Genomic DNA, 20,218 nt, shown 5'->3' on the forward strand with positions numbered 1-20,218 from the left:
TTCTATTTTTTAGAAAGTTACTCTCATGCTAGCGGTTAGCGTAACAATTTGCAACGCAGCCATGATCTCGAAGCTTTGCCGGGCCGTAAACGTACGGGTGGAGGATATCATGCACCTGAAAAGCCTTTTGCCGGCCAGCGCGTTATTGGTGGCCAGCGCTTTCTATTTTGCTACCCAATCCGGCGCATTGGCGCCCGGCGACGTATTGCTCGAGCAACTGCAACATTATCTGAACGATGCGTTTGTGCCGGTGCTTTTTTTGATCATCCTGCTTGAGTCGATCATGTATGTTGGGTTCTATTTTCCGGGACAGTTTTTTGCTGTGCTGTTGGTGATTGCCGTGTCGCCTACGTTCGAGGGAGTACTCGGCCTGACCGTTGCGATGGTGGCGGCGGCTACTGTTGGTTCGGCGATCAATTTTTACCTTGGCCGCGTTTGTGCAAGACCGCAGCAAAGGCATCAGCAATGGCGACTCAAACAGTTGCTGCCGGCGATGATCCACATGAATGGCCTGGCGTTCTATATGTTCAGTCAGGGGGCCAATGGTGCTCCCTGGCGTATCGTGTGGCTGGCGGGCCTTTTCAACCTGCCGTACTATTTGCTGCTGGTATCAGTCACCGTGATGTTCAGCAATGACATTATGGGCATGGCTGAGGATCCGCGCATTATTCTTGTTTTGCTGGCGACCTGGCTAATCATTGCCAGCTGGCTGGATATCAAACGCTGGCGACAACAACGTCAGTCCTGAGGCAGGGTTTTAGCCAGGTATTTGTCAATCGCACGGGCTGCGGCGATAAAGCCGAAGGTACCGGTCACCATCACTGAGGCGCCAAACCCGTTATTACAGTCCAGTTTTACACTGCCATCTGCCAACCGTTTGGTATGGCATACGCTACCGTCAGGTTGGGGGTACTTCAATTGCTCGGTGGAGTAAACACATTCGATACCGAAACGCCGTTTGGGATTGGTGCTGAAACGATGAAAACGGCGCAGCTCACTGCGTAATTTTGCCGCCAGTGGATCCTGTGTGGTTTTACTCAAATCTGCCACGGTGATCTGGGTGGGGTCGGTTTGTCCGCCGGCGCCGCCGACGGTAATGACCGGGATTTTATGGCGCTTGCAATGGGCGATGATGGCCGCCTTGGCTTTGATACTGTCGGTGGCATCAATGACGACATCAAAATCTTTGCTCAATGTTTCGCTGACGTTATCCGGGGTCACAAAGTCTTCGACCGCATGTAGCGTGCATTCGGGGTTGATCAGGGCTATCCGCTGCGCCATCGTGTCGACTTTGGCGCTGCCCACGGTGTTGGACAGGGCATGGATTTGACGGTTGGTGTTGGTCACACATATGTCATCCAGATCGATGAGTGTCAGTGTGCCGACTGCACTTCTTGCCAACGCTTCAGCCGTCCAGCTACCTACACCACCAATACCGATAACACAGAAGTGTGCGGTGCGCAGGGCTTCGGTTTGCGCCTGGCCATACAGGCGTTGTGTACCGCCAAATCGTTGGTTATAGTCTGTCATCCCATTTCTCATCAATTGATCCGAAGCCATTATATCAGGCCTGGCGGACAACTTTTCAATGTGGGTGATTGATTATGCCGGCGATGGATATCATCGTGATCGGTGCCGGTATTGTCGGCGCCGCCACCGCAAGGGAGCTGCAGCAGCATTTACCGGGTCGTAAGATACTGGTGTTGGAAAAAGAAGCCCAATGTGCACAACACCAGACCGGTCGCAATTCCGGAGTGATCCACGCGGGTGTGTACTATGCGCCCGGCAGCCTGAAAGCCCGATTGTGCCGCCAGGGGCTGGATCAGACCTTTGCCTTTTGTCAGCAGTATAATGTGCCGGTGGCACGTCCTGGCAAACTGCTGGTGGCGACCGACGATCGAGAATTAACGGCGATGGCAGTGTTGGCTGAACGCGCCCGGTTAAATGATTTACACATTGAAACCCTGGATCAGCAGCAACTCAAACAACGTTTGCCAGAGGTCGCAGGTGTTGGCGCATTGTGGCTGTCGGCCACTGGCATTTGCGACTATCGCCAGATGACCCACGTATTGTTGGGGTTGTTTAAAGACGGTGGTGGTGATGTCATTTATGGTCAAAATGTACAGGGGATCACTGAAACCGGGCAAGGTTGTCAAATCCATACCCAGGAACAGCGGTTTTCATGCAAGGTGTTGGTGAATTGTGCCGGTTTGTATGCCGACCATATTATTCGTGCGCAAGGTCTGAAACCCGATTTTCAGATTGTACCGTTCAGGGGTGAATATTATGCGCTGCCAGCCCAAAAAGCGAAACCGATCAGGCATCTGGTATATCCCATCCCCGATCCGGAATTGCCCTTTCTGGGCGTGCACCTTACGCCAATGATCGATGGGCAGGTGACCGTCGGGCCCAATGCGGTGTTTTCGGCCGGTCGTGAAAACTACAACAAACACCAGATGAATGTGCGTGAAGCACTGACCAGTTTATCTTTTGCCGGTACCTGGCGGATGTTGTGGCAACATCGTAACTACATCGCCCGTGAATGGCGCTCGTCAATATCTCGCACGGCATACCTGCAAAAAGTGCAGCGTTATTACCCATCGCTGACGCTCAATGATTTAACCCCCTACCCGAGTGGTATTCGCGCTCAGGCGATGCTCAAGGATGGCACGTTGTTGCATGACTTCCACTTTGAGGAAACCCCTTGTAGTGTGCATGTGGGTAACGCACCATCACCCGCGGCAACGTCGTCGTTGCCGATTGCCAGCATGATTGCAAAGAAAGTTATCGAGCGATTAGCGTGACATACGTTTAACAAACACCACCACAAACAAGGCGATGGTAAAGCTGCCCAGAAAGGCTTCAATGACCGCAAAGAAACGGGTGATCCCGACCGGGGTAATATCGCCATAGCCCAAGGTGGTAAAGGTCACGACGGAGTAATAGCACGACAACAGAAAGCTGTTGAGGTTATCCGATACAGATGCATCCGGGCGATAAATCACCATCTCGCCGGAGTAATTCACGCCGAACAGAAAGTACCCCACCGCACAGAACATGATCAGCAAAATCGAAAACAGCACAGTATTTTCCGGTTTTTCGCCATAACCACACAACGTATCGACCAAATGGGAGAACCACCAACGCAATGAGAAGCGTGGCAACAGGTGCCGCCTGACCCAAAGCTCTTTGTAGCTGTACTGACCAGCCAAACGAAACAGCCCTTGATCCTCGGCAGCCTTTTTGAGGTTACGGTATATCTCTTCGGCCTGTTCGAAGTGGTCAATGGCTTGTTTATGGTTACCTTGTCGGCGGTATTGTATGGCTTGCTTTTCCTGTGCCAGTCGCTTGCCCAGGTGCAAATTGTCCAACCTGGCATCTGCCAGTTTCACGCCAAGCAGGTTACAACCCTCAAGATCAGCGCAGTGAAGGTTGGCTTCGCACAGGTTGGCTTTCATCAACGACCCGTCTCGCAAGGTGATATTGAATAAATGGGCATGCTGCAAATTGGCGCGGTAGAAATCAGTGCCGGAAAAATCATAGCCATCGGCTTGGCCCCGGTTAACCAGGTTTACCCCGGCCAGGTTGGCTTTTTGCAGGTGCAAGCCTTGCGTCAGTCCGCCTTTGCGGGCATAGGACTCAAGCTTCTCGGCGAGCTTCATGTTGGCTTTATCGACCATCGGGTCGTGCCAAAAGCAGTATCCGTTGCCTAAATCGGTTTCCTTGCACCGCTCACCTGTGGGTGCTGTGAAACTGCATTGACTGTCGGGCATACGTGTTGGTCTTGTCTTAGGCTAACCTCACTGTTGAGTGTAGCAGGCGTGCTCATGATCGGATGATGTTGTTATTTTTTCGAAGGGTTTATTGAAAACTCTGCACTGTCTTCTCGTCACGGGCTTTGCTATTTATAAACTTCGTCGAAGAGGAGAATACGATGGGATTATTGGTAGATGGCCATTGGCAGGATCAATGGTATGACACAAAATCGAGCGGAGGTAAGTTTAAACGCCAGGCATCGCAGTTCCGTGATGCTATCAGCGACTCGCCTGACGCCCGCTTTGCGCCGGAGTCCGGGCGCTATCACCTGTATGTATCCCTGGCGTGTCCATGGGCACACCGGACGCTGATTTTCAGGGCCCTCAAACAGCTGGACGCACACATCGATGTGTCAGTGGTGTCACCGGACATGCTGGAACACGGCTGGACCTTTGCTGAGTATCCTGGCACTACGGGGGATAGATTATATGGCTGTGATTACCTGCATCAAATCTACACCCGGGCCAAACCGGACATTACCACCCGGGTGACGGTGCCCGTTTTGTGGGATAAGCACCATCAAACCATTGTCAGCAATGAATCGGCGGACATCATCCGCATGTTCAACTCCGCCTTCAATGGGCTAACCGGCAATCAGGATGATTACTATCCTCAGGCTCATCGACACGCCATCGATGAGATCAATCAGTTCGTTTACGACAACATCAACAACGGTGTTTACAAAACCGGTTTTGCGACCACCCAAGCGGCCTATGAAGAGGCGTTTGAACAGTTATTTGCAGCACTGGATGAGGTTGAACACCGGTTGTCTGGGCAACGCTATCTGGTCGCCGATGTGTTGACCGAAGCAGACTGGCGCTTGTTCACCACGTTGGTGCGGTTTGATGCAGTGTATGTCGGTCATTTCAAGTGTAACCGTCGTCGTATTGCCGATTATCCGGAGATATCCGACTATCTGCGTCATCTCTACCAATATCCGGGCGTCAGTGAGACGGTCAATATGGATCATATCAAGCGTCACTATTATTTTAGCCACACCATGATCAACCCAACCCAGATTGTACCTAAAGGACCGGCGCTGGATTTAGAACAACCCTCAAAGCGCAATCAGGGTGGTTAAGAGATGCGCGATTCGTGCGTTTTGCGGCTGTGCTAATTGATTGTTGGTCCGCGCTCGCATAACATGCTTTTCATGCACTGGGTGGCACTCAGCCAGCCATTGATTATTGTAAAAGGAAGCATGCATGAAACCTGTGGTACTAGCTGGTGGCAGTGGTAGCCGCCTATGGCCAAAATCCCGCGCTGCATTACCCAAGCAGTTCTTATCGCTAACCTCCGAGCACTCTATGTTGCAGGAAACGTTTTTACGTCTAGAGGGCCTGGACGCCGGTGACCCAATCGTTATCTGTAACGAAGCACATCGCTTCCTCGTTGCTGAACAATTACGTCAGCAAGATATCCAGCACGGTGGCATCTTACTTGAACCCGTAGGGCGCAATACGGCGCCGGCAATCGCTTTGGCAGCGTTGCATGCCCGTCAGCAGGGCGAGGATCCTGTACTTCTAGTGTTGGCTGCAGACCACCTGATTCAGGATACCAAGGCATTCCATAAAGCCATACAACATGCCGAGCGACTGGCTGAAGACGGAAATCTCGTTACTTTTGGTATCGTACCTGACAGTCCACATACGGGTTACGGTTACATCCGTCGCGGTGAGCAGTTGGATCAGGCCGAAACCGGATTTGCGGTCGCCGAGTTCGTTGAAAAACCGGACATGGAAACTGCTAAAGGCTATGTTTCAAACGGTGATTACCTGTGGAACAGCGGTATGTTTATGTTTAAAGCCAGCCGCTATCTGGAAGAACTGAAGGCAAATGCGCCGGAAATCTTGAATGTGTGTGAGCAAGCCTTTGAAACAGAATCACAGGATCTGGACTTTGTGCGCATCGATGCTGATATTTTTGCTCAGTGCCCGGAGGACTCAATTGACTACGCGGTGATGGAAAAGACCGATGCCGCAGCGGTCGTGCCGCTGGACGCTGGCTGGAACGATGTCGGTAGCTGGTCCTCGTTGTGGGAAACGGCGCAACGCAAAGATGCCCAAGGCAATGTCACCGTCGGTGATGTGATGATGCACGATACCCATGACAGTTATATCAACGCCGAAGAGCGTCTGATTGCGGTGGTGGGTCTGGATAATGTGGTGGTGGTTGAAACCAAAGACGCCATACTGGTGGCCGACAAAAATAAAGTTCAGGACATCAAGCATGTGGTGAATACCCTCAAAGAACAGCATCGCCCCGAGTTTGAATTCCACCGTGAAGTGTTCCGTCCCTGGGGCAGCTATGACTCTATTGACAACGGTGAGCGCTTCCAGGTCAAACGCATCACGGTCAAGCCCGGCGAGAAGCTTTCAGTTCAAATGCATCATCATCGTGCTGAACACTGGATTGTGGTGTCTGGCACCGCCAAGGTCACCAATGGCGATGAAACCTTTTTGGTCACAGAAAATGAATCGACCTACATTCCCATCGGCGTTGTGCATGCGTTGGAAAACCCCGGCAAAGTGCCTCTGGAGTTGATTGAGGTGCAGTCGGGCAGTTACCTGGGTGAAGACGATATTGTGCGTTTTTCTGATCGCTATGGGCGAGTGGATGCGACCGACAATGACTGAGATCAGCTGTTTTAAAGCCTACGATATTCGCGGCAAGTTAAACGAGCAACTGGATGAAGACGTTGCTTACCGTATTGGCTATGCCTTTGCGACCTATCTTGGTGCTAAAAAAGTGGTGGTGGGCAGTGATGTACGACTGACATCCGAACCGCTGAAGTTTGCGCTGGCTGCCGGCCTGATGCAGGGCGGGGCAGAAGTGTTGGATATCGGCATGGCCGGTACCGAAGAAATCTATTTTGCCACCGACCACCTGAACTGCGATGGTGGCATTGAAGTTACCGCCAGCCATAACCCGATTGATTACAACGGCATGAAGCTGGTGCGCGAGGGGTCGCGGCCGATCAGCGGCGATACCGGTTTGTTCACCATCAAGCAGATGGCAGAACAGCTAACCATGGCTGAGGTCGAGGATGGCTTCTATGCCTATCAGGCGGCACCCTATGACGCCAATGCTTTCCTGACCGGTTGTGGACGTTTGACCGCCCAGGCGTTGACCGCGTACGGTAACTATCGCAGCGTATCGGTGATGGATGCCTATGTAGCGCACATGCTGGGCTATATTGATGCGCCAGCATTGAAACCTCTGAAGCTGGTGGTCAATGCAGGTAATGGTGCGGCGGGTAAGGCGTTGGATGCCATCGAACAGGGTCTGCAGCAGGCGGGTGCGCCAGTGACCTTTGTCAAAATTCATCATCAGCCTGACGGTACCTTTCCCCATGGCATACCGAACCCTCTGTTACCGGAAAGTCGTGCTGATACCGCCAATGCGGTTCGCGAGCACAAGGCGGATATGGGGATTGCCTGGGACGGTGATTTTGACCGTTGTTTTCTGTTTGATGAACGGGGCGAGTTTGTCGAAGGCTACTACATTGTCGGGTTGCTGGCACAGGCCTTCCTGAATCAGGTGCCGGGTGCAGGGATCATTTACGACCCCCGAGTGTACTGGAACACGGAAGCACTGGTCAATGAGATGGGCGGTATTCCGATCAAAAGTAAAACCGGTCATGCCTTTATCAAGGAACGTATGCGCGCCGAAAATGCTGTGTATGGCGGTGAGATGAGTGCGCACCACTATTTCCGCGATTTTGCCTATTGTGATTCAGGCATGATCCCGTGGTTACTGGTGTGTGATTTGCTGACCAAAACAGCCAAGCCCCTTTCTGCCCTGGTTGAAGAACGCATCGCTGCCTATCCGTCATCGGGCGAGATCAACAGCGTGGTGGATGATGCCGACGCTGCCCTGCAACGGGTAATGGATAGCTATGCTGCCCAGGCTGACGTACATGACACCACTGACGGTGTGGGCCTGGAATTCGGAAACTGGCGATTCAACTTGCGAAAATCCAATACTGAACCGGTGATCCGCCTGAATGTGGAAAGCCGTGGCGATGCCGCGTTGGTGGCCGAGAAGACCGAGGCGCTGCTGGCCCTCATTCGCCAGTAGGCCAACACCTTGTGGGCTGGTTCACGCCAGCCCAATCATCCATACATGACAGGCAACCACAACACCGCTGATGCCAATGCGCATCAGCGCGTAGGTCCTTTGCCAATTCAGCCACAGCCCGTCGGCGACCAATACCAGCATAAAGCTGGCCATTAATAACCACCATGCCAGCCCCTGAGGTAATTGTAGTGCCAGTAGTCCAACCAGCGACGGCAACATCGCAAACGGCAATTGACGTGGTGATGGTGCAGGGGATTGTAGGGCATGCCACCAGTGAATACCACCCAGAAACGACAAAATGATGGCACTGTAATCGGTGAATACGTCGCGCCACAAAGTGACGGGACTGCCGAGGGTAATGAGGAGCGGGCAAAGTACAAACGGCAAAAGACCCGCCAACGCAAACCCTAACGCTGTTTTGGGTAACATAGACACTCTCCGGGCAAAAAAATAGCGCCAAGCGGCGCTATTTTTAGTCCTAAGACGGTGTCTTGGATCAATCTTTTTTGATTGGCGTGTAGGGACGCTGGGCGTGACCGGTGTACAACTGACGGGGACGACCAATTTTCTGGCCAGGCTGAGACAGCATTTCGTGCCAGTGAGAAATCCATCCAACGGTACGTGCCAGTGCGAAAATACAGGTGAACATGTTGGTGGGAATACCGATCGCCTTGAGAATGATACCGGAGTAGAAGTCAACGTTCGGGAACAGTTTCTTCTCGGCAAAGTAGGGGTCACTCAGGGCGATTTTTTCCAGCTCCATGGCGACATCCAGTAGCGGATCCTGAATGTTCAGTTCGGCCAGTACTTCGTGACAGCTTTCGCGCATCACCGTGGCACGGGGATCGTAGTTTTTATACACACGATGGCCGAAGCCCATCAGACGGAACGGGTCATTCTTGTCTTTGGCTTTTTCGATGAATTCTGGAATACGGTCAACGCTACCGATCTCTTCCAGCATGTTCAGACACGCTTCATTGGCGCCACCGTGAGCCGGACCCCAAAGAGACGCAACACCCGCTGCGATACAGGCATAGGGGTTTGCACCGGAAGAACCGGCTAAACGAACGGTCGAGGTGGATGCGTTTTGCTCGTGGTCAGCGTGCAGGATGAAAATACGGTCCATGGCACGGGATACCGCATCACTGATTTGGTATTTTTCGGCCGGCACAGAGAACATCATATTCAGGAAGTTTTCTGCATAGCTCAGGTCGTTGCGTGGGTACACAAACGGCTGGCCGATGTTGTATTTGTAGCACATTGCAACCAGGGTCGGCATTTTCGCCACCAGGCGGTACGCACTGCGCAGGCGTTGTTCAGGATCTGCGATATCCAGGTCGTCATGGTAGAACGACGACATGGCACCCACCGTACCGCACAGCATTGCCATAGGGTGTGCATCACGACGGAATCCACGGAAGAAGTTATTAACCTGATCGTGAACCAGCGTGTGGCGGGTAATGGTGTTTTTGAACGTTTTATATTCTTCTGCAGTGGGCGTTTTGTCATGCAGCAGCATGTAGCACACTTCCAGATAGTCAGCATCCCTTGCCAACTCTTCGATGGAATAGCCACGGTGCAGCAACACACCTTTGGCACCATCGATAAACGTGATGTTGGATTCGCAAGAACCAGTGGCCATGAAACCAGGGTCATATGTGAAGTAACCGTTAGCGCCCAGGCTGCGCACATCGATAACCGGGTGTCCGGCGGTGCCTTCCAGGATGGGTAGTTCGATTTCTTTGTCACCTGCTTTCAGAATGGCTTTCTGATCTGCCATAAGATGCTCTCCTCAGAATGGTTCCGTGAGTGGCAATCGGACCAAAAGGTATATTGCCAGGGAAAAAAGTGTGCGTATTTGTACTTATAAAGTCCGTTCAAGTCAATTTTAATGCACTTATGCCCAATATCTATTCTGTTTATTAAACTATTGTATATGTTTCCACCAAATGAATTGGATCATAAGCCTTTATTACAGAACAAAAATTGTAATTAATGAAAACGCTGGATATACTTTGCAGCTGTTAAATGACGGTATTTAAAAGGTTTGTTAACCATTTAACAAAGCACATACAAGTTGTTTACAAGTGAACAAAAACGCTCGTTTGATTTTCGCATCGTCCATCGGCATGTTGAGTGCAACACTGATATACCGGACGAATAAATATTGATAACCCTACGGTTAGTACAGGCAACAAATCGTGAAAAAGCAAAGACCCGTAAATCTACAACTCAATACGATTAGTTTTCCGCCCTCTGCCATTGTTTCCATTCTTCACCGGGTGACCGGTGTGGCGATGTTCTTCGCGCTGATTTTCGTGATCGGTGCGTGGGGAATGGCGCTGGAGTCGCGTGAAGGCTTCCAACAAGTGCAGGAATGTATGAACGGATGGTTTGGCAAAGTGATTGCCATTGGTACCGTTTCTGCTTTGATTTATCACATCCTGGGCGGTATCCGCCACATGATCATGGACAAAGGCCACTGGGAAGAGCTTGAGTCCGGTAACAACAGCGCGAAAGCAATCATCGCGCTGTGGATAGTGTTAACCATCGTGGTAGGAGTTGTCCTATGGTAACTAATCAAGCGAGCCTTAAGCGCAATGGTGTACAAGACTTTGTCACCCTGCGTGCTACAGCTATCGTGATTACGCTGTTTTCCTTTTATATGGCGTATTTCTTTATCTCCACTCCAACCGTGACCTACGAAATCTGGCGTGAGCTGTTTTCCGGTCTGGGTATGAAAGTGTTCACCGCAGCAACCTTGATCTCCATCATGCTGCACGTACGTATCGGCCTATGGCAGGTATTGACCGATTATGTCAAGCCTCACGGTCTGCGTTCCACACTGCAGTACCTGTTGAACCTGCTGGCGTTCGTCTACGCGGCGGCTGGCCTGTTTATTTTGTTGGAGGTGTAAGTGAGTATTCCAGTTCATGAATTCGACGCCGTTGTAATCGGCGCTGGCGGTGCGGGTATGCGCGCCGCGCTACAAATTTCACAGTCCGGTAAATCCTGTGCACTGTTGTCAAAAGTCTTTCCGACCCGTTCTCACACCGTGTCTGCTCAGGGTGGTATCACGGTCGCACTGGGCAATGCCCACGAAGACAACTGGGAATGGCACATGTACGACACCGTTAAAGGTTCCGATTATATCGGTGACCAGGACGCCATTGAATACATGTGTAAGACCGGTCCTGAAGCCATCATTGAGATGGAAAACATGGGCTTGCCGTTCTCCCGTTTTGAAAACGGAAAAATCTATCAGCGTCCTTTTGGTGGCCAGTCGAAAAACTTCGGTGGCGAGCAGGGCGCCCGTACTGCCGCAGCGGCTGACCGTACCGGTCACGCGTTGCTGCACTTGCTGTATCAACAGAATGTAAAAAACCGCACTAAGGTGTTCAGTGAATGGTATGCACTGGATCTGGTTAAAAACCAGGACGGTGATGTTGTTGGTTGTACTGCCATCGACATTGAAACCGGTGAAGTGGTTTACTTCAAATCTAAAGCGGTCGTGCTGGCTACCGGTGGTGCAGGACGTATCTTCGCATCGACCACCAACGCACACATCAATACCGGTGACGGTGTGGGTATGGCGTTGCGTGCCGGCGTTCCCGTACAAGACATGGAAATGTGGCAGTTCCACCCCACCGGTATCGCCGGTGCAGGTACCCTGGTAACCGAAGGTTGCCGTGGTGAAGGTGGTTATCTGCTGAACAAAGATGGTGAACGTTTCATGGAACGTTATGCGCCGAATGCCAAAGATTTGGCCGGCCGTGACGTTGTTGCCCGTTCGATGATGACCGAAATCCGTGAAGGTCGCGGTTGTGAAGGTCCGTGGGGCACGCACATTAAATTGAAACTGGATCACCTGGGTAAAGAAGTGCTTGAGTCACGTCTGCCGGGTATTCTGGAACTGTCCCGTACCTTCGCCCACGTCGATCCGGTCAAAGAGCCGATCCCTGTTATCCCGACCTGCCACTATATGATGGGTGGCTTGCCAACCAACGTGAACGGTCAGGTATTGACCGTTGATGAAAACGGCAATGAGTCTCACGTTAAAGGCCTGTTCGCCTGTGGTGAAATTGCCTGCGTATCGGTACACGGTGCCAACCGTCTGGGCGGTAACTCACTGCTTGACCTGGTGGTGTTTGGCCGTGCAACGGGTCTGCATCTGGGTGAAGCGATGGACGACACCGAAGCCCGTGATGCCAGCGAATCTGATCTGGACGCAGCGATGGCCCGTTTCAATCGTTGGGAAAGCTCCGAAGCCGGTAAAGGTGAAGATCCGGTTCAAATTAAGAAAGACCTGCAACAGTGCATGCAGCTGAACTTCTCGGTATTCCGTGAAGGTGATGCCATGGCACAGGGTCTGAAAGAACTGACCGAAATCCGCGAGCGTCTGAAATCTGCCCGTCTTGACGACAAGAGCAGCGATTTCAACACCCAGCGTATCGAGTGTCTGGAGCTGGACAACCTGATGGAAACTGCCTTCAGTACTGCCGTTGCGGCAAACTTCCGTACTGAAAGCCGTGGCGCACACAGCCGTTTCGACTTCCCGGAGCGTGATGACGAAAACTGGTTGTGTCACTCCATTTACCGTCCACAGTCTGAGTCTATGCTCAAGCGTGACGTGAACATGTCACCAAAATTGCGCGAAGCTTTCCCTCCGAAAGCCCGTACTTATTAAGGGGAGTTGTGAAGATGAAATTAGCATTTTCGGTTTACCGCTATAATCCCGATGTCGATAATGCGCCGCGCATGCAAGACTACACGCTGGAAGTGGAAGAAGGCCGTGACATGATGGTGCTGGACGCACTGCTGGCGCTGAAAGAGCAGGATCCAACCCTGTCATTCCGCCGTTCATGTCGTGAGGGCGTGTGTGGTTCAGACGGTTTAAACATGAACGGTAAAAATGGTCTGGCGTGTATTACGCCACTGTCGGCACTGGGCAAAGGCAAGATTGTCATCCGTCCGTTGCCGGGGTTACCGGTAGTACGTGACCTTGTTGTCGACATGAGCCAGTTCTACACCCAGTATGAAAAGGTGAAGCCATACCTGATCAACGACGACAAACAGCCGCCTGCCCGTGAGCATTTGCAGTCACCAGAAGAGCGTGAGAAGCTCGACGGTCTGTACGAGTGTATCTTGTGTGCCTGCTGTTCAACGTCTTGTCCGTCGTTCTGGTGGAATCCAGACAAGTTCATTGGCCCAGCGGGTCTGTTGCACGCGTATCGTTTTCTGATCGACAGCCGTGACACGGCGACCGATGAGCGTCTAAACGATTTGGATGATGCGTTCAGCGTGTTCCGTTGTCACGGTATCATGAACTGTGTCAATGTGTGCCCGAAAGGGTTGAACCCAACCAAAGCCATCGGTCACATTAAATCGATGCTGCTGCAACGGGCTGTTTAGAACACGAACCTGCAATCGTCGGTTTTTGCAGATTTGGTTACGTCTAAATAGCCATCCAGGTACTGGGTGGCTATTTTTTTGTTAAATCGACCTGATGTCCGCTTGTCGGTCATCTGTTGGCAACTGACATTGATAGTTGTGGCAATACAGCTATCGTATTGAGAGTCTTTAATTACAAGGGACGACAATGCAACAAAGCGTGATGAAAGCATGGTGGGATTCTTCCCACATGGCTGGCGGTAACGCGGCTTACGTAGAGGAACTCTACGAAGCATACCTCGACGATCCCAACAGTGTAGAGGACACATGGCGCGACATCTTTGACAAGCTGCCCAAGCTGGACGGTGTTGCCCTGGAGGCCAATCACTCTCAGATCCGAGACGAATTCCGAAAGATGGCGGCCCTTGGCCCAGCAGCACGGGTACCTGCCGCGGCTGCAAGTGGCAGCGGTGCGGTCAGTGACGACAAGCAAGTCAAGGTATTGCAGCTGATCAATGCGTACCGCTTTCGCGGTCATCAGCATGCCAACCTTGATCCGTTAGGGCTTTGGAAGCAGGCCCGTGTGCGTGATCTGGAGCTGTCGCATCATACGTTGTCAGAGCGCGACTTTGATACCGTATACAATGTTGGCTCCTATGCCATTGGCCAGGACAGCATGTCGCTGGGTGAGTTGTATAAATCACTCAATCGTACCTATTGCGGCTCCATTGGTGCCGAATACATGCACATCACCGACACTGAACAAAAACGTTGGTTACAGCAGCGCATCGAGTCGGTTCAAGCCAAGCCTGAAATCAGCCGTGATGAAAAGGTCAGTATCCTCAAGGGACTGATTGCTGCGGATGGCATGGAAAAATACCTCGGTGCCAAGTTCCCGGGCGCTAAACGCTTCTCGTTGGAAGGCGGTGATTCACTGATCCCAATGTTGAAAGGGCTGATCACACACGCCGGTACCCATGGCACCAAAGAAGTGGTCATTGGTATGGCACACCGTGGCCGTCTGAATGTGTTGGTCAACGTGTTGGGTAAAAACCCATCGGTATTGTTCGACGAGTTTTCTGGCAAGCATGATGAGAGCCTGGGTGCTGGTGACGTGAAGTACCACGCGGGTTACTCATCCGATTTTGCAACACCGGGTGGCAATGTTCACCTGGCATTGGCCTTCAACCCGTCACACCTGGAAATTGTTAACCCGGTGGTGATGGGGTCTGTGCGGGCCCGTTTGGACCGCCGGGGCTGTGAAGACGGCTCAACGGTACTGCCGATCACCATCCACGGTGATTCCGCCATTGCCGGACAGGGCGTGGTACAGGAAACCTTTAACATGTCCCAGGCGCGGGGCTTTAAGGTTGGCGGTACAGTACGTATCGTGATCAACAATCAGGTTGGTTTCACCACCTCTAAAATTGAAGACACCCGCTCGACCCAATACTGTACTGACATCGCCAAGATGGTTCAGGCGCCGATTTTCCACGTCAATGCTGACGATCCGGAAGCGGTGTTGTTCGTGACCAAGCTGGCGATGGATTACCGTAACAAGTTCAAGCGCGATGTGGTGATTGATCTGGTCTGCTACCGCCGTCACGGACACAACGAAGCGGATGAGCCGAATGCGACGCAGCCGCTGATGTATCAGAAGATCAAGAAGCATCCGGTGCCTCGACAGATTTATGCCGATCAGTTGACTGCTGAAGGCAGCATCGACGATCACGAAGTGGAAAAACTGATCAGTGATTATCGTGCCGCTTTGGATCACGGTGCCTGTGTGGTTGATGAGTGGCGCCCCATGACCGAACATTCGGTCGATTGGAGCCCCTATCTGGGTCACGATTGGACTGCTCCCTACGACGGTGCACTGAGCGTGGATAAACTCAAAGAGCTGGCCAGAGCCATGTGCCGAGTTCCGGACGGTTACCCCTTGCAGTCGCGGGTTAAAAAGCTGTATGCCGACCGTGAAGTGATGGCCGCCGGTGACAAGAACCTTGACTGGGGTATGGCAGAAAACCTGGCTTATGCCTCGTTGGTCGACACCGGTGTGAACATCCGTATGACCGGTCAGGACTCTGGCCGTGGTACCTTCTTCCACCGTCATGCGGTGTTGCACAACCAGAAAACCGGCGAAGCCTACATGCCGCTGCAACACATCAAAGACGATCAGGGCAAGATGGAAATTTATGATTCTGTGCTGTCCGAAGAAGCGGTCATGGCGTTTGAGTTTGGTTACGCCACGGCAGAACCACGTACTCTGACTATCTGGGAAGCCCAGTTTGGTGATTTCGCCAACGGTGCACAGGTGGTTATCGATCAGTTCCTCAGCTCCGGTGAAGCGAAATGGGGCCGTTTGTGTGGATTAACCTTGCTACTGCCTCACGGTTACGAAGGGCAGGGGCCGGAACACAGCTCGGCACGCCTTGAGCGTTTCCTGCAGTTGTGTGCCGATCATAACTGGCAGGTGTGCGTACCCTCCACACCGGCACAAGTTTTCCATATGCTGCGTCGACAAGCCATTCGTCCGATGCGCCGTCCATTGATCGTGATGTCACCGAAGTCATTACTGCGCCATCCGTTGGCAACGTCGACGCTGGAAGAACTGTCCGAAGGCGTATTCCACAACGTTATCGATGAAATTGATGATATCGATGCGGCCAAGGTTAAGCGTGTGGTGATGTGCTCCGGCAAAGTCTACTACGATTTGCTGGATCAGCGTCGTAAAGATGAGCGTGACGACGTGGCAATCATTCGTATCGAGCAATTGTACCCATTCCCCCATGATGAAATGGCCGCAATTGTGCAAAGTAAATACAAACATGTTAAAGACTGGGTGTGGTGTCAGGAAGAGCCGCAAAACCAAGGCGCATGGTATTGTAGTCAACACCACTTCTGGGCGTCTATACCAGAAGGCGGTAAGTTGACCTATGCCGGCCGTGCTGCAGCTGCTTCACCCGCAGTAGGCTATATTTCTGTACACAACCAGCAACAAAAGGCATTGGTTGACGATGCCCTCACACTGTAATTAAGGAACCTGTATGACAATAGAAATAAAAGTACCGGTCTTACCTGAGTCTGTGGCGGATGCAACCATCGCAACCTGGCACGTCAAGGCTGGCGACAAAGTGTCCCGTGATCAAAACCTGGTAGACATCGAAACCGACAAAGTGGTACTGGAAGTGGTATCGCCAGCTGACGGTGTGGTCGGTGAAATCCTGGATCAGGAAGGCGACACGGTATTGGGTGAACAGGTTATTGCCAAGTTGGAAGAAGGTGCTGGCGGCAACGCGAATGCAGCGGATAGCAGTGATAAGCCTGCTGCGGACTCTTCTGATAAAGGCGCAGCAAGCGGTAAAGGTGAATCTGTGGAAATTAAAGTCCCTGTTCTGCCAGAGTCTGTGGCGGATGCAACGATTGCGACCTGGCATGCTCAGCCCGGTGAAGCAGTATCCCGCGATCAGAACCTGGTCGACATTGAAACTGACAAAGTGGTTCTGGAAGTGGTTGCTCCCGCTGACGGTGCATTGAGTGAAATTCTGGCTCAGGAAGGTGACACGGTTACCGCTGAGCAGGTGATCGCAAACTTTACTGCCGGTGCCGGCGGTGCTGCCGCCAGTGCGTCAGCTGCCAGCGACACCAGTGCCGACAGTGGCGAAGAGTCTGATGCGCTGAGCCCCTCTGTTCGTCGCCTGTTGGCGGAGAAAGGTGTTGATGCCAGCAAGGTGAAGGGCACCGGGAAAAGCGGCCGTATCACCAAAGAAGACGTTGAGAAGTATCTGAAAGACGGCAGTGCGCCGGCGCCAGCGGCGGCAGCTGCTAGTGGTAGCTCGGCGTCCGCAGCCCCTGTGATGGGCGATCGTACCGAGAAACGTGTCCCGATGACCCGTTTGCGCAAGACCATCGCCAATCGACTACTGGAAGCGAAAAACTCAACCGCGATGTTGACCACGTTTAACGAAGTCAACATGAAGCCGATCATGGATTTGCGTAAGCAATACCAGGAAAGCTTCGAAAAGCGTCACGGTATTCGCCTTGGCTTCATGTCGTTCTACGTGAAAGCGGTGACCGAAGCGCTGAAACGCTTCCCTGAAGTGAATGCGTCTATCGACGGTGACGACATTGTTTATCACAACTATTTTGACATCTCGATCGCCGTATCGACGCCACGTGGTCTGGTAACCCCGGTATTGCGTGATTGCGATGCCCTGGGAATGGCCGGCATTGAAAACGGCATCAAGGCTTTGGCGATCAAAGGTCGCGATGGCAAGCTGTCCATGGATGAACTGCAGGGCGGTAACTTCACCATCACCAACGGTGGTGTGTTCGGCTCGCTGATGTCCACGCCAATCATCAACCCACCTCAAAGCGCTATCCTGGGGATGCATAAAATCCAAGATCGTCCGATGGCGGTAAACGGTAAGGTGGAAATCCTGCCTATGATGTATCTGGCGCTGTCATACGACCATCGTATCATTGACGGCAAGGAGTCAGTAGGGTTCCTTGTAACCGTGAAAGAGATGCTCGAAGATCCAACCCGTTTGTTGTTGGATGTATAACAGCTCCGAGGTAGGTGAATGGTGACATTCACCTACCGTCTTGCCGGCGATTAGCCTATAATGCTGGCACCTGAAATCAAGCTGCGTTCTCGCGGCTTTTGTCTTAAATAAAACGGATAGAAACACCATGAATTTGCATGAATATCAAGGCAAGCAGCTATTCAAAGAATATGGTTTGCCTGTTTCTGAAGGGTATGCCGCTGACACGCCTCATGGCGCGGTAGAAGCTGCCGATCGCATCGGTGGCAACGAGTGGGTTGTTAAATGTCAGGTACACGCGGGTGGCCGCGGTAAAGCCGGTGGCGTAAAGCTGGTTAAAACCAAAGATGACATCAAGCAGTTTGCTCAACATTGGTTAGGCAAAAACCTGGTGACCTATCAAACTGACGAAAATGGTCAGCCGGTAAGCCGTATTCTGGTTGAATCGTGCACCGATATCGACAAAGAACTGTACCTGGGCGCGGTTGTTGACCGTGGTTCTCGCCGCATTGTTTTCATGGCGTCCACCGAGGGCGGCGTTGAAATTGAAAAAGTGGCTGAAGAAACCCCAGAAAAAATCCTTAAGGCTGAAATCGATCCACTGGTAGGTGCACAACCATACCAGGCCCGTGAGATTGCTTTCAAACTGGGTCTGGAAGGTGTTCAAATTCGTCAATTTACCCAGATCTTCATGGGTCTGGCAAAAATGTTCGAAGACCTGGACGTTGCCCTGATCGAAGTTAACCCGCTGGTGATTAAAACTGACGGTAACCTGCACTGTCTGGATGCCAAAGTCGCGATCGACAGCAACGCAATGTACCGCCAGCCTAAGCTGCAGGACATGCACGATCCATCACAGGAAGATGCCCGTGAAGCTCAGGCTGCTAAGTGGGAACTGAACTACGTAGCACTGGAAGGTAACATCGGTTGTATGGTTAACGGTGCGGGCCTGGCAATGGGCACCATGGACATCGTTAAGCTGCACGGTGGTGCACCGGCTAACTTCCTTGACGTTGGTGGCGGCGCGACCAAAGAGCGTGTTACCGAAGCGTTCAAAATCATTCTGTCTGACAGCAATGTACAAGCCGTTCTGGTCAACATTTTCGGCGGTATCGTTCGTTGTGACATGATTGCCGAAGGTATCATCGGTGCCGTTGAAGAAGTGGGCGTAAATGTTCCCGTTGTTGTGCGTCTGGAAGGTAACAATGCCGAACTGGGTGCCAAGAAACTGGAAGAATGTGAATTGAACATCATCGCGGCAACCAGTCTGACGGACGCTGCGCAGCAAGTGGTTAAAGCAGCCGGAGGTGCAGCATGAGTGTACTAATCGACAAAAACACCAAGGTAATCTGCCAAGGTTTCACCGGTGGTCAAGGTACGTTCCACTCAGAACAGGCATTGGCTTACGGCACCCAAATGGTTGGCGGTGTAACGCCAGGCAAAGGCGGTACCGAGCACCTGGGTCTGCCCGTGTTCAATACCGTGCGTGAAGCGGTAGAGGCTACCGGCGCAACAGCGTCAGTGATCTACGTTCCAGCGCCATTCTGTAAAGACTCCATCATCGAAGCGGCTGATGCCGGTATCGAATTGATCGTTTGTATCACCGAAGGTATTCCTACCATCGACATGCTGTACGTGAAAGAGTACATCACCCAGAAGGGTGTGCGTATGATCGGTCCTAACTGCCCGGGTGTTATTACCCCTGATGAGTGTAAGATCGGTATCATGCCTGGTCACATTCACAAAGCAGGTAAGGTCGGCATCGTTTCACGTTCAGGTACACTGACCTATGAAGCGGTTAAACAGACCACTGACGAAGGTTTTGGTCAGTCTACCTGTGTGGGCATCGGTGGTGATCCTATCCCTGGCTCTAACTTCATCGATATCCTGAAGTTGTTCCAGGAAGATCCAGCGACTGAAGCCATCGTGATGATTGGTGAGATTGGTGGTACTGCAGAAGAAGAAGCTGCGGCCTACATCAAAGATCATGTCACCAAGCCTGTTGTCTCTTACATCGCCGGTGTTACTGCACCTGCAGGTAAGCGTATGGGTCACGCCGGTGCAATCATTGCCGGTGGTAAAGGTACTGCTGACGATAAATTCAAAGCCCTGGAAGCGGCCGGTGTTAAAACCGTGCGCTCTCTGGCTGATATCGGTAAAGCGTTGCGCGAAGCCACTGGCTGGTAACCTGCTTTTCCTGTCATGTTTCAAAACCCGCCATTCGGCGGGTTTTTTATATTTTGCGGTTTGCTTTTTTACCCATTGGAAGACAGGGGGCGATCCTAGGCGACCTTACCTATTTTTAACCCGCTGTTATTTAAATTCTTTTTATATTGGACGGTGAAAAAATTTATCAATAATTATGACAAAAACGTTCTTTTGTCATA

General features: G+C 52.0%; 17 protein-coding genes. 13 read left to right on the forward strand and 4 right to left on the reverse strand.

The annotated features are described in order from the left end of the window. The first annotated feature begins 109 nt into the window (after positions 1-109). The gene (locus LJ739_RS04365) at positions 110-748 is read left to right on the forward strand and encodes a hypothetical protein (protein WP_229157372.1); all 639 of its coding nucleotides are present in this window, start codon (positions 110-112) and stop codon (positions 746-748) included. Here the strand turns inward: LJ739_RS04365 and tcdA are convergent. Further along, complete coding sequence (gene tcdA / locus LJ739_RS04370; RefSeq protein WP_229157373.1) at positions 739-1,530, reverse strand: tRNA cyclic N6-threonylcarbamoyladenosine(37) synthase TcdA; 792 nt, start codon at positions 1,528-1,530, stop codon at positions 739-741. The genes LJ739_RS04365 and tcdA overlap by 10 nt on opposite strands. Before the next feature lie 74 nt (positions 1,531-1,604). On the opposite strand from tcdA, the gene lhgO reads away from it, so the two are divergent. Further along, positions 1,605-2,804: an L-2-hydroxyglutarate oxidase gene (gene lhgO / locus LJ739_RS04375; protein ID WP_229157374.1), complete on the forward strand. Its 1,200-nt coding sequence runs from the start codon at positions 1,605-1,607 to the stop codon at positions 2,802-2,804. On the opposite strand, the gene LJ739_RS04380 is transcribed toward lhgO, so the two are convergent. Beyond that, a complete protein-coding gene (locus LJ739_RS04380) occupies positions 2,796-3,773 on the reverse strand; it encodes an ion channel (protein ID WP_229157375.1) in 978 nt (325 codons plus the stop codon). The two genes, lhgO and LJ739_RS04380, sit on opposite strands and share 9 nt — an antisense overlap. Positions 3,774-3,934: 161 nt before the next feature. Here LJ739_RS04380 and LJ739_RS04385 point away from each other — a divergent pair, with 161 nt between their 5' ends. The 3 genes from LJ739_RS04385 to LJ739_RS04395 all read left to right on the forward strand — a co-directional run bounded on the left by LJ739_RS04385 (position 3,935) and on the right by LJ739_RS04395 (position 7,896). Continuing rightward, complete coding sequence (locus LJ739_RS04385) at positions 3,935-4,897, forward strand: glutathione S-transferase family protein (RefSeq protein WP_229157376.1); 963 nt, start codon at positions 3,935-3,937, stop codon at positions 4,895-4,897. 124 nt (positions 4,898-5,021) lie between these two features. Beyond that, entirely contained in the window at positions 5,022-6,452 is a 1,431-nt protein-coding gene (locus LJ739_RS04390; RefSeq protein WP_229157377.1) for a mannose-1-phosphate guanylyltransferase/mannose-6-phosphate isomerase, read from the forward strand. Next, a complete protein-coding gene (locus LJ739_RS04395; protein ID WP_229157378.1) occupies positions 6,445-7,896 on the forward strand; it encodes a phosphohexomutase domain-containing protein in 1,452 nt (483 codons plus the stop codon). The genes LJ739_RS04390 and LJ739_RS04395 overlap by 8 nt, the downstream gene beginning before the upstream one ends. A 21-nt stretch (positions 7,897-7,917) precedes the next feature. On the opposite strand, the gene LJ739_RS04400 is transcribed toward LJ739_RS04395, so the two are convergent. Together LJ739_RS04400 and LJ739_RS04405 are read right to left on the reverse strand one after the other, a co-directional pair. Next, positions 7,918-8,325 carry a DUF3429 domain-containing protein gene (locus LJ739_RS04400; RefSeq protein WP_229157379.1) on the reverse strand — a complete coding sequence of 136 codons (408 nt, stop codon included), beginning with the start codon at positions 8,323-8,325 and terminating at the stop codon, positions 7,918-7,920. Positions 8,326-8,392: 67 nt separating this feature from the next. Beyond that, positions 8,393-9,676: a citrate synthase gene (locus LJ739_RS04405; protein WP_229157380.1), complete on the reverse strand. Its 1,284-nt coding sequence runs from the start codon at positions 9,674-9,676 to the stop codon at positions 8,393-8,395. Positions 9,677-10,097: 421 nt separating this feature from the next. Between LJ739_RS04405 and sdhC the strand changes: the two genes are divergently transcribed. The 8 genes from sdhC to sucD all read left to right on the forward strand — a co-directional run bounded on the left by sdhC (position 10,098) and on the right by sucD (position 20,018). Beyond that, complete coding sequence (gene sdhC / locus LJ739_RS04410) at positions 10,098-10,472, forward strand: succinate dehydrogenase, cytochrome b556 subunit (RefSeq protein WP_229157381.1); 375 nt, start codon at positions 10,098-10,100, stop codon at positions 10,470-10,472. Further along, positions 10,466-10,813, forward strand: coding sequence for a succinate dehydrogenase, hydrophobic membrane anchor protein (sdhD, locus tag LJ739_RS04415; RefSeq protein ID WP_229157382.1), 348 nt, complete (start codon positions 10,466-10,468; stop codon positions 10,811-10,813). Before sdhC ends, sdhD begins: the two co-directional genes overlap by 7 nt. After that, positions 10,814-12,583 (forward strand): succinate dehydrogenase flavoprotein subunit, encoded by a 1,770-nt coding sequence (gene sdhA, locus LJ739_RS04420; RefSeq protein ID WP_229157383.1) that lies wholly within the window; start codon positions 10,814-10,816, stop codon positions 12,581-12,583. 14 nt (positions 12,584-12,597) lie between these two features. Beyond that, positions 12,598-13,308 (forward strand): succinate dehydrogenase iron-sulfur subunit, encoded by a 711-nt coding sequence (locus LJ739_RS04425; protein WP_229157384.1) that lies wholly within the window; start codon positions 12,598-12,600, stop codon positions 13,306-13,308. 187 nt (positions 13,309-13,495) lie between these two features. Next, positions 13,496-16,321, forward strand: a complete 2,826-nt coding sequence (locus tag LJ739_RS04430) for a 2-oxoglutarate dehydrogenase E1 component (protein WP_229157385.1) — start codon at positions 13,496-13,498, stop codon at positions 16,319-16,321. A 13-nt stretch (positions 16,322-16,334) separates the two neighbouring features. After that, complete coding sequence (gene odhB / locus LJ739_RS04435) at positions 16,335-17,852, forward strand: 2-oxoglutarate dehydrogenase complex dihydrolipoyllysine-residue succinyltransferase (protein ID WP_229157386.1); 1,518 nt, start codon at positions 16,335-16,337, stop codon at positions 17,850-17,852. A gap of 127 nt (positions 17,853-17,979) precedes the next feature. Continuing rightward, positions 17,980-19,149, forward strand: a complete 1,170-nt coding sequence (gene sucC / locus LJ739_RS04440; protein WP_229157387.1) for an ADP-forming succinate--CoA ligase subunit beta — start codon at positions 17,980-17,982, stop codon at positions 19,147-19,149. Beyond that, positions 19,146-20,018, forward strand: coding sequence for a succinate--CoA ligase subunit alpha (sucD, locus tag LJ739_RS04445; RefSeq protein WP_229157388.1), 873 nt, complete (start codon positions 19,146-19,148; stop codon positions 20,016-20,018). Before sucC ends, sucD begins: the two co-directional genes overlap by 4 nt. Positions 20,019-20,218 lie beyond the last annotated feature (200 nt).

It is taken from the genome of Fluctibacter halophilus (assembly GCF_020687825.1).
GTDB lineage: Bacteria > Pseudomonadota > Gammaproteobacteria > Enterobacterales > Alteromonadaceae > Fluctibacter > Fluctibacter halophilus.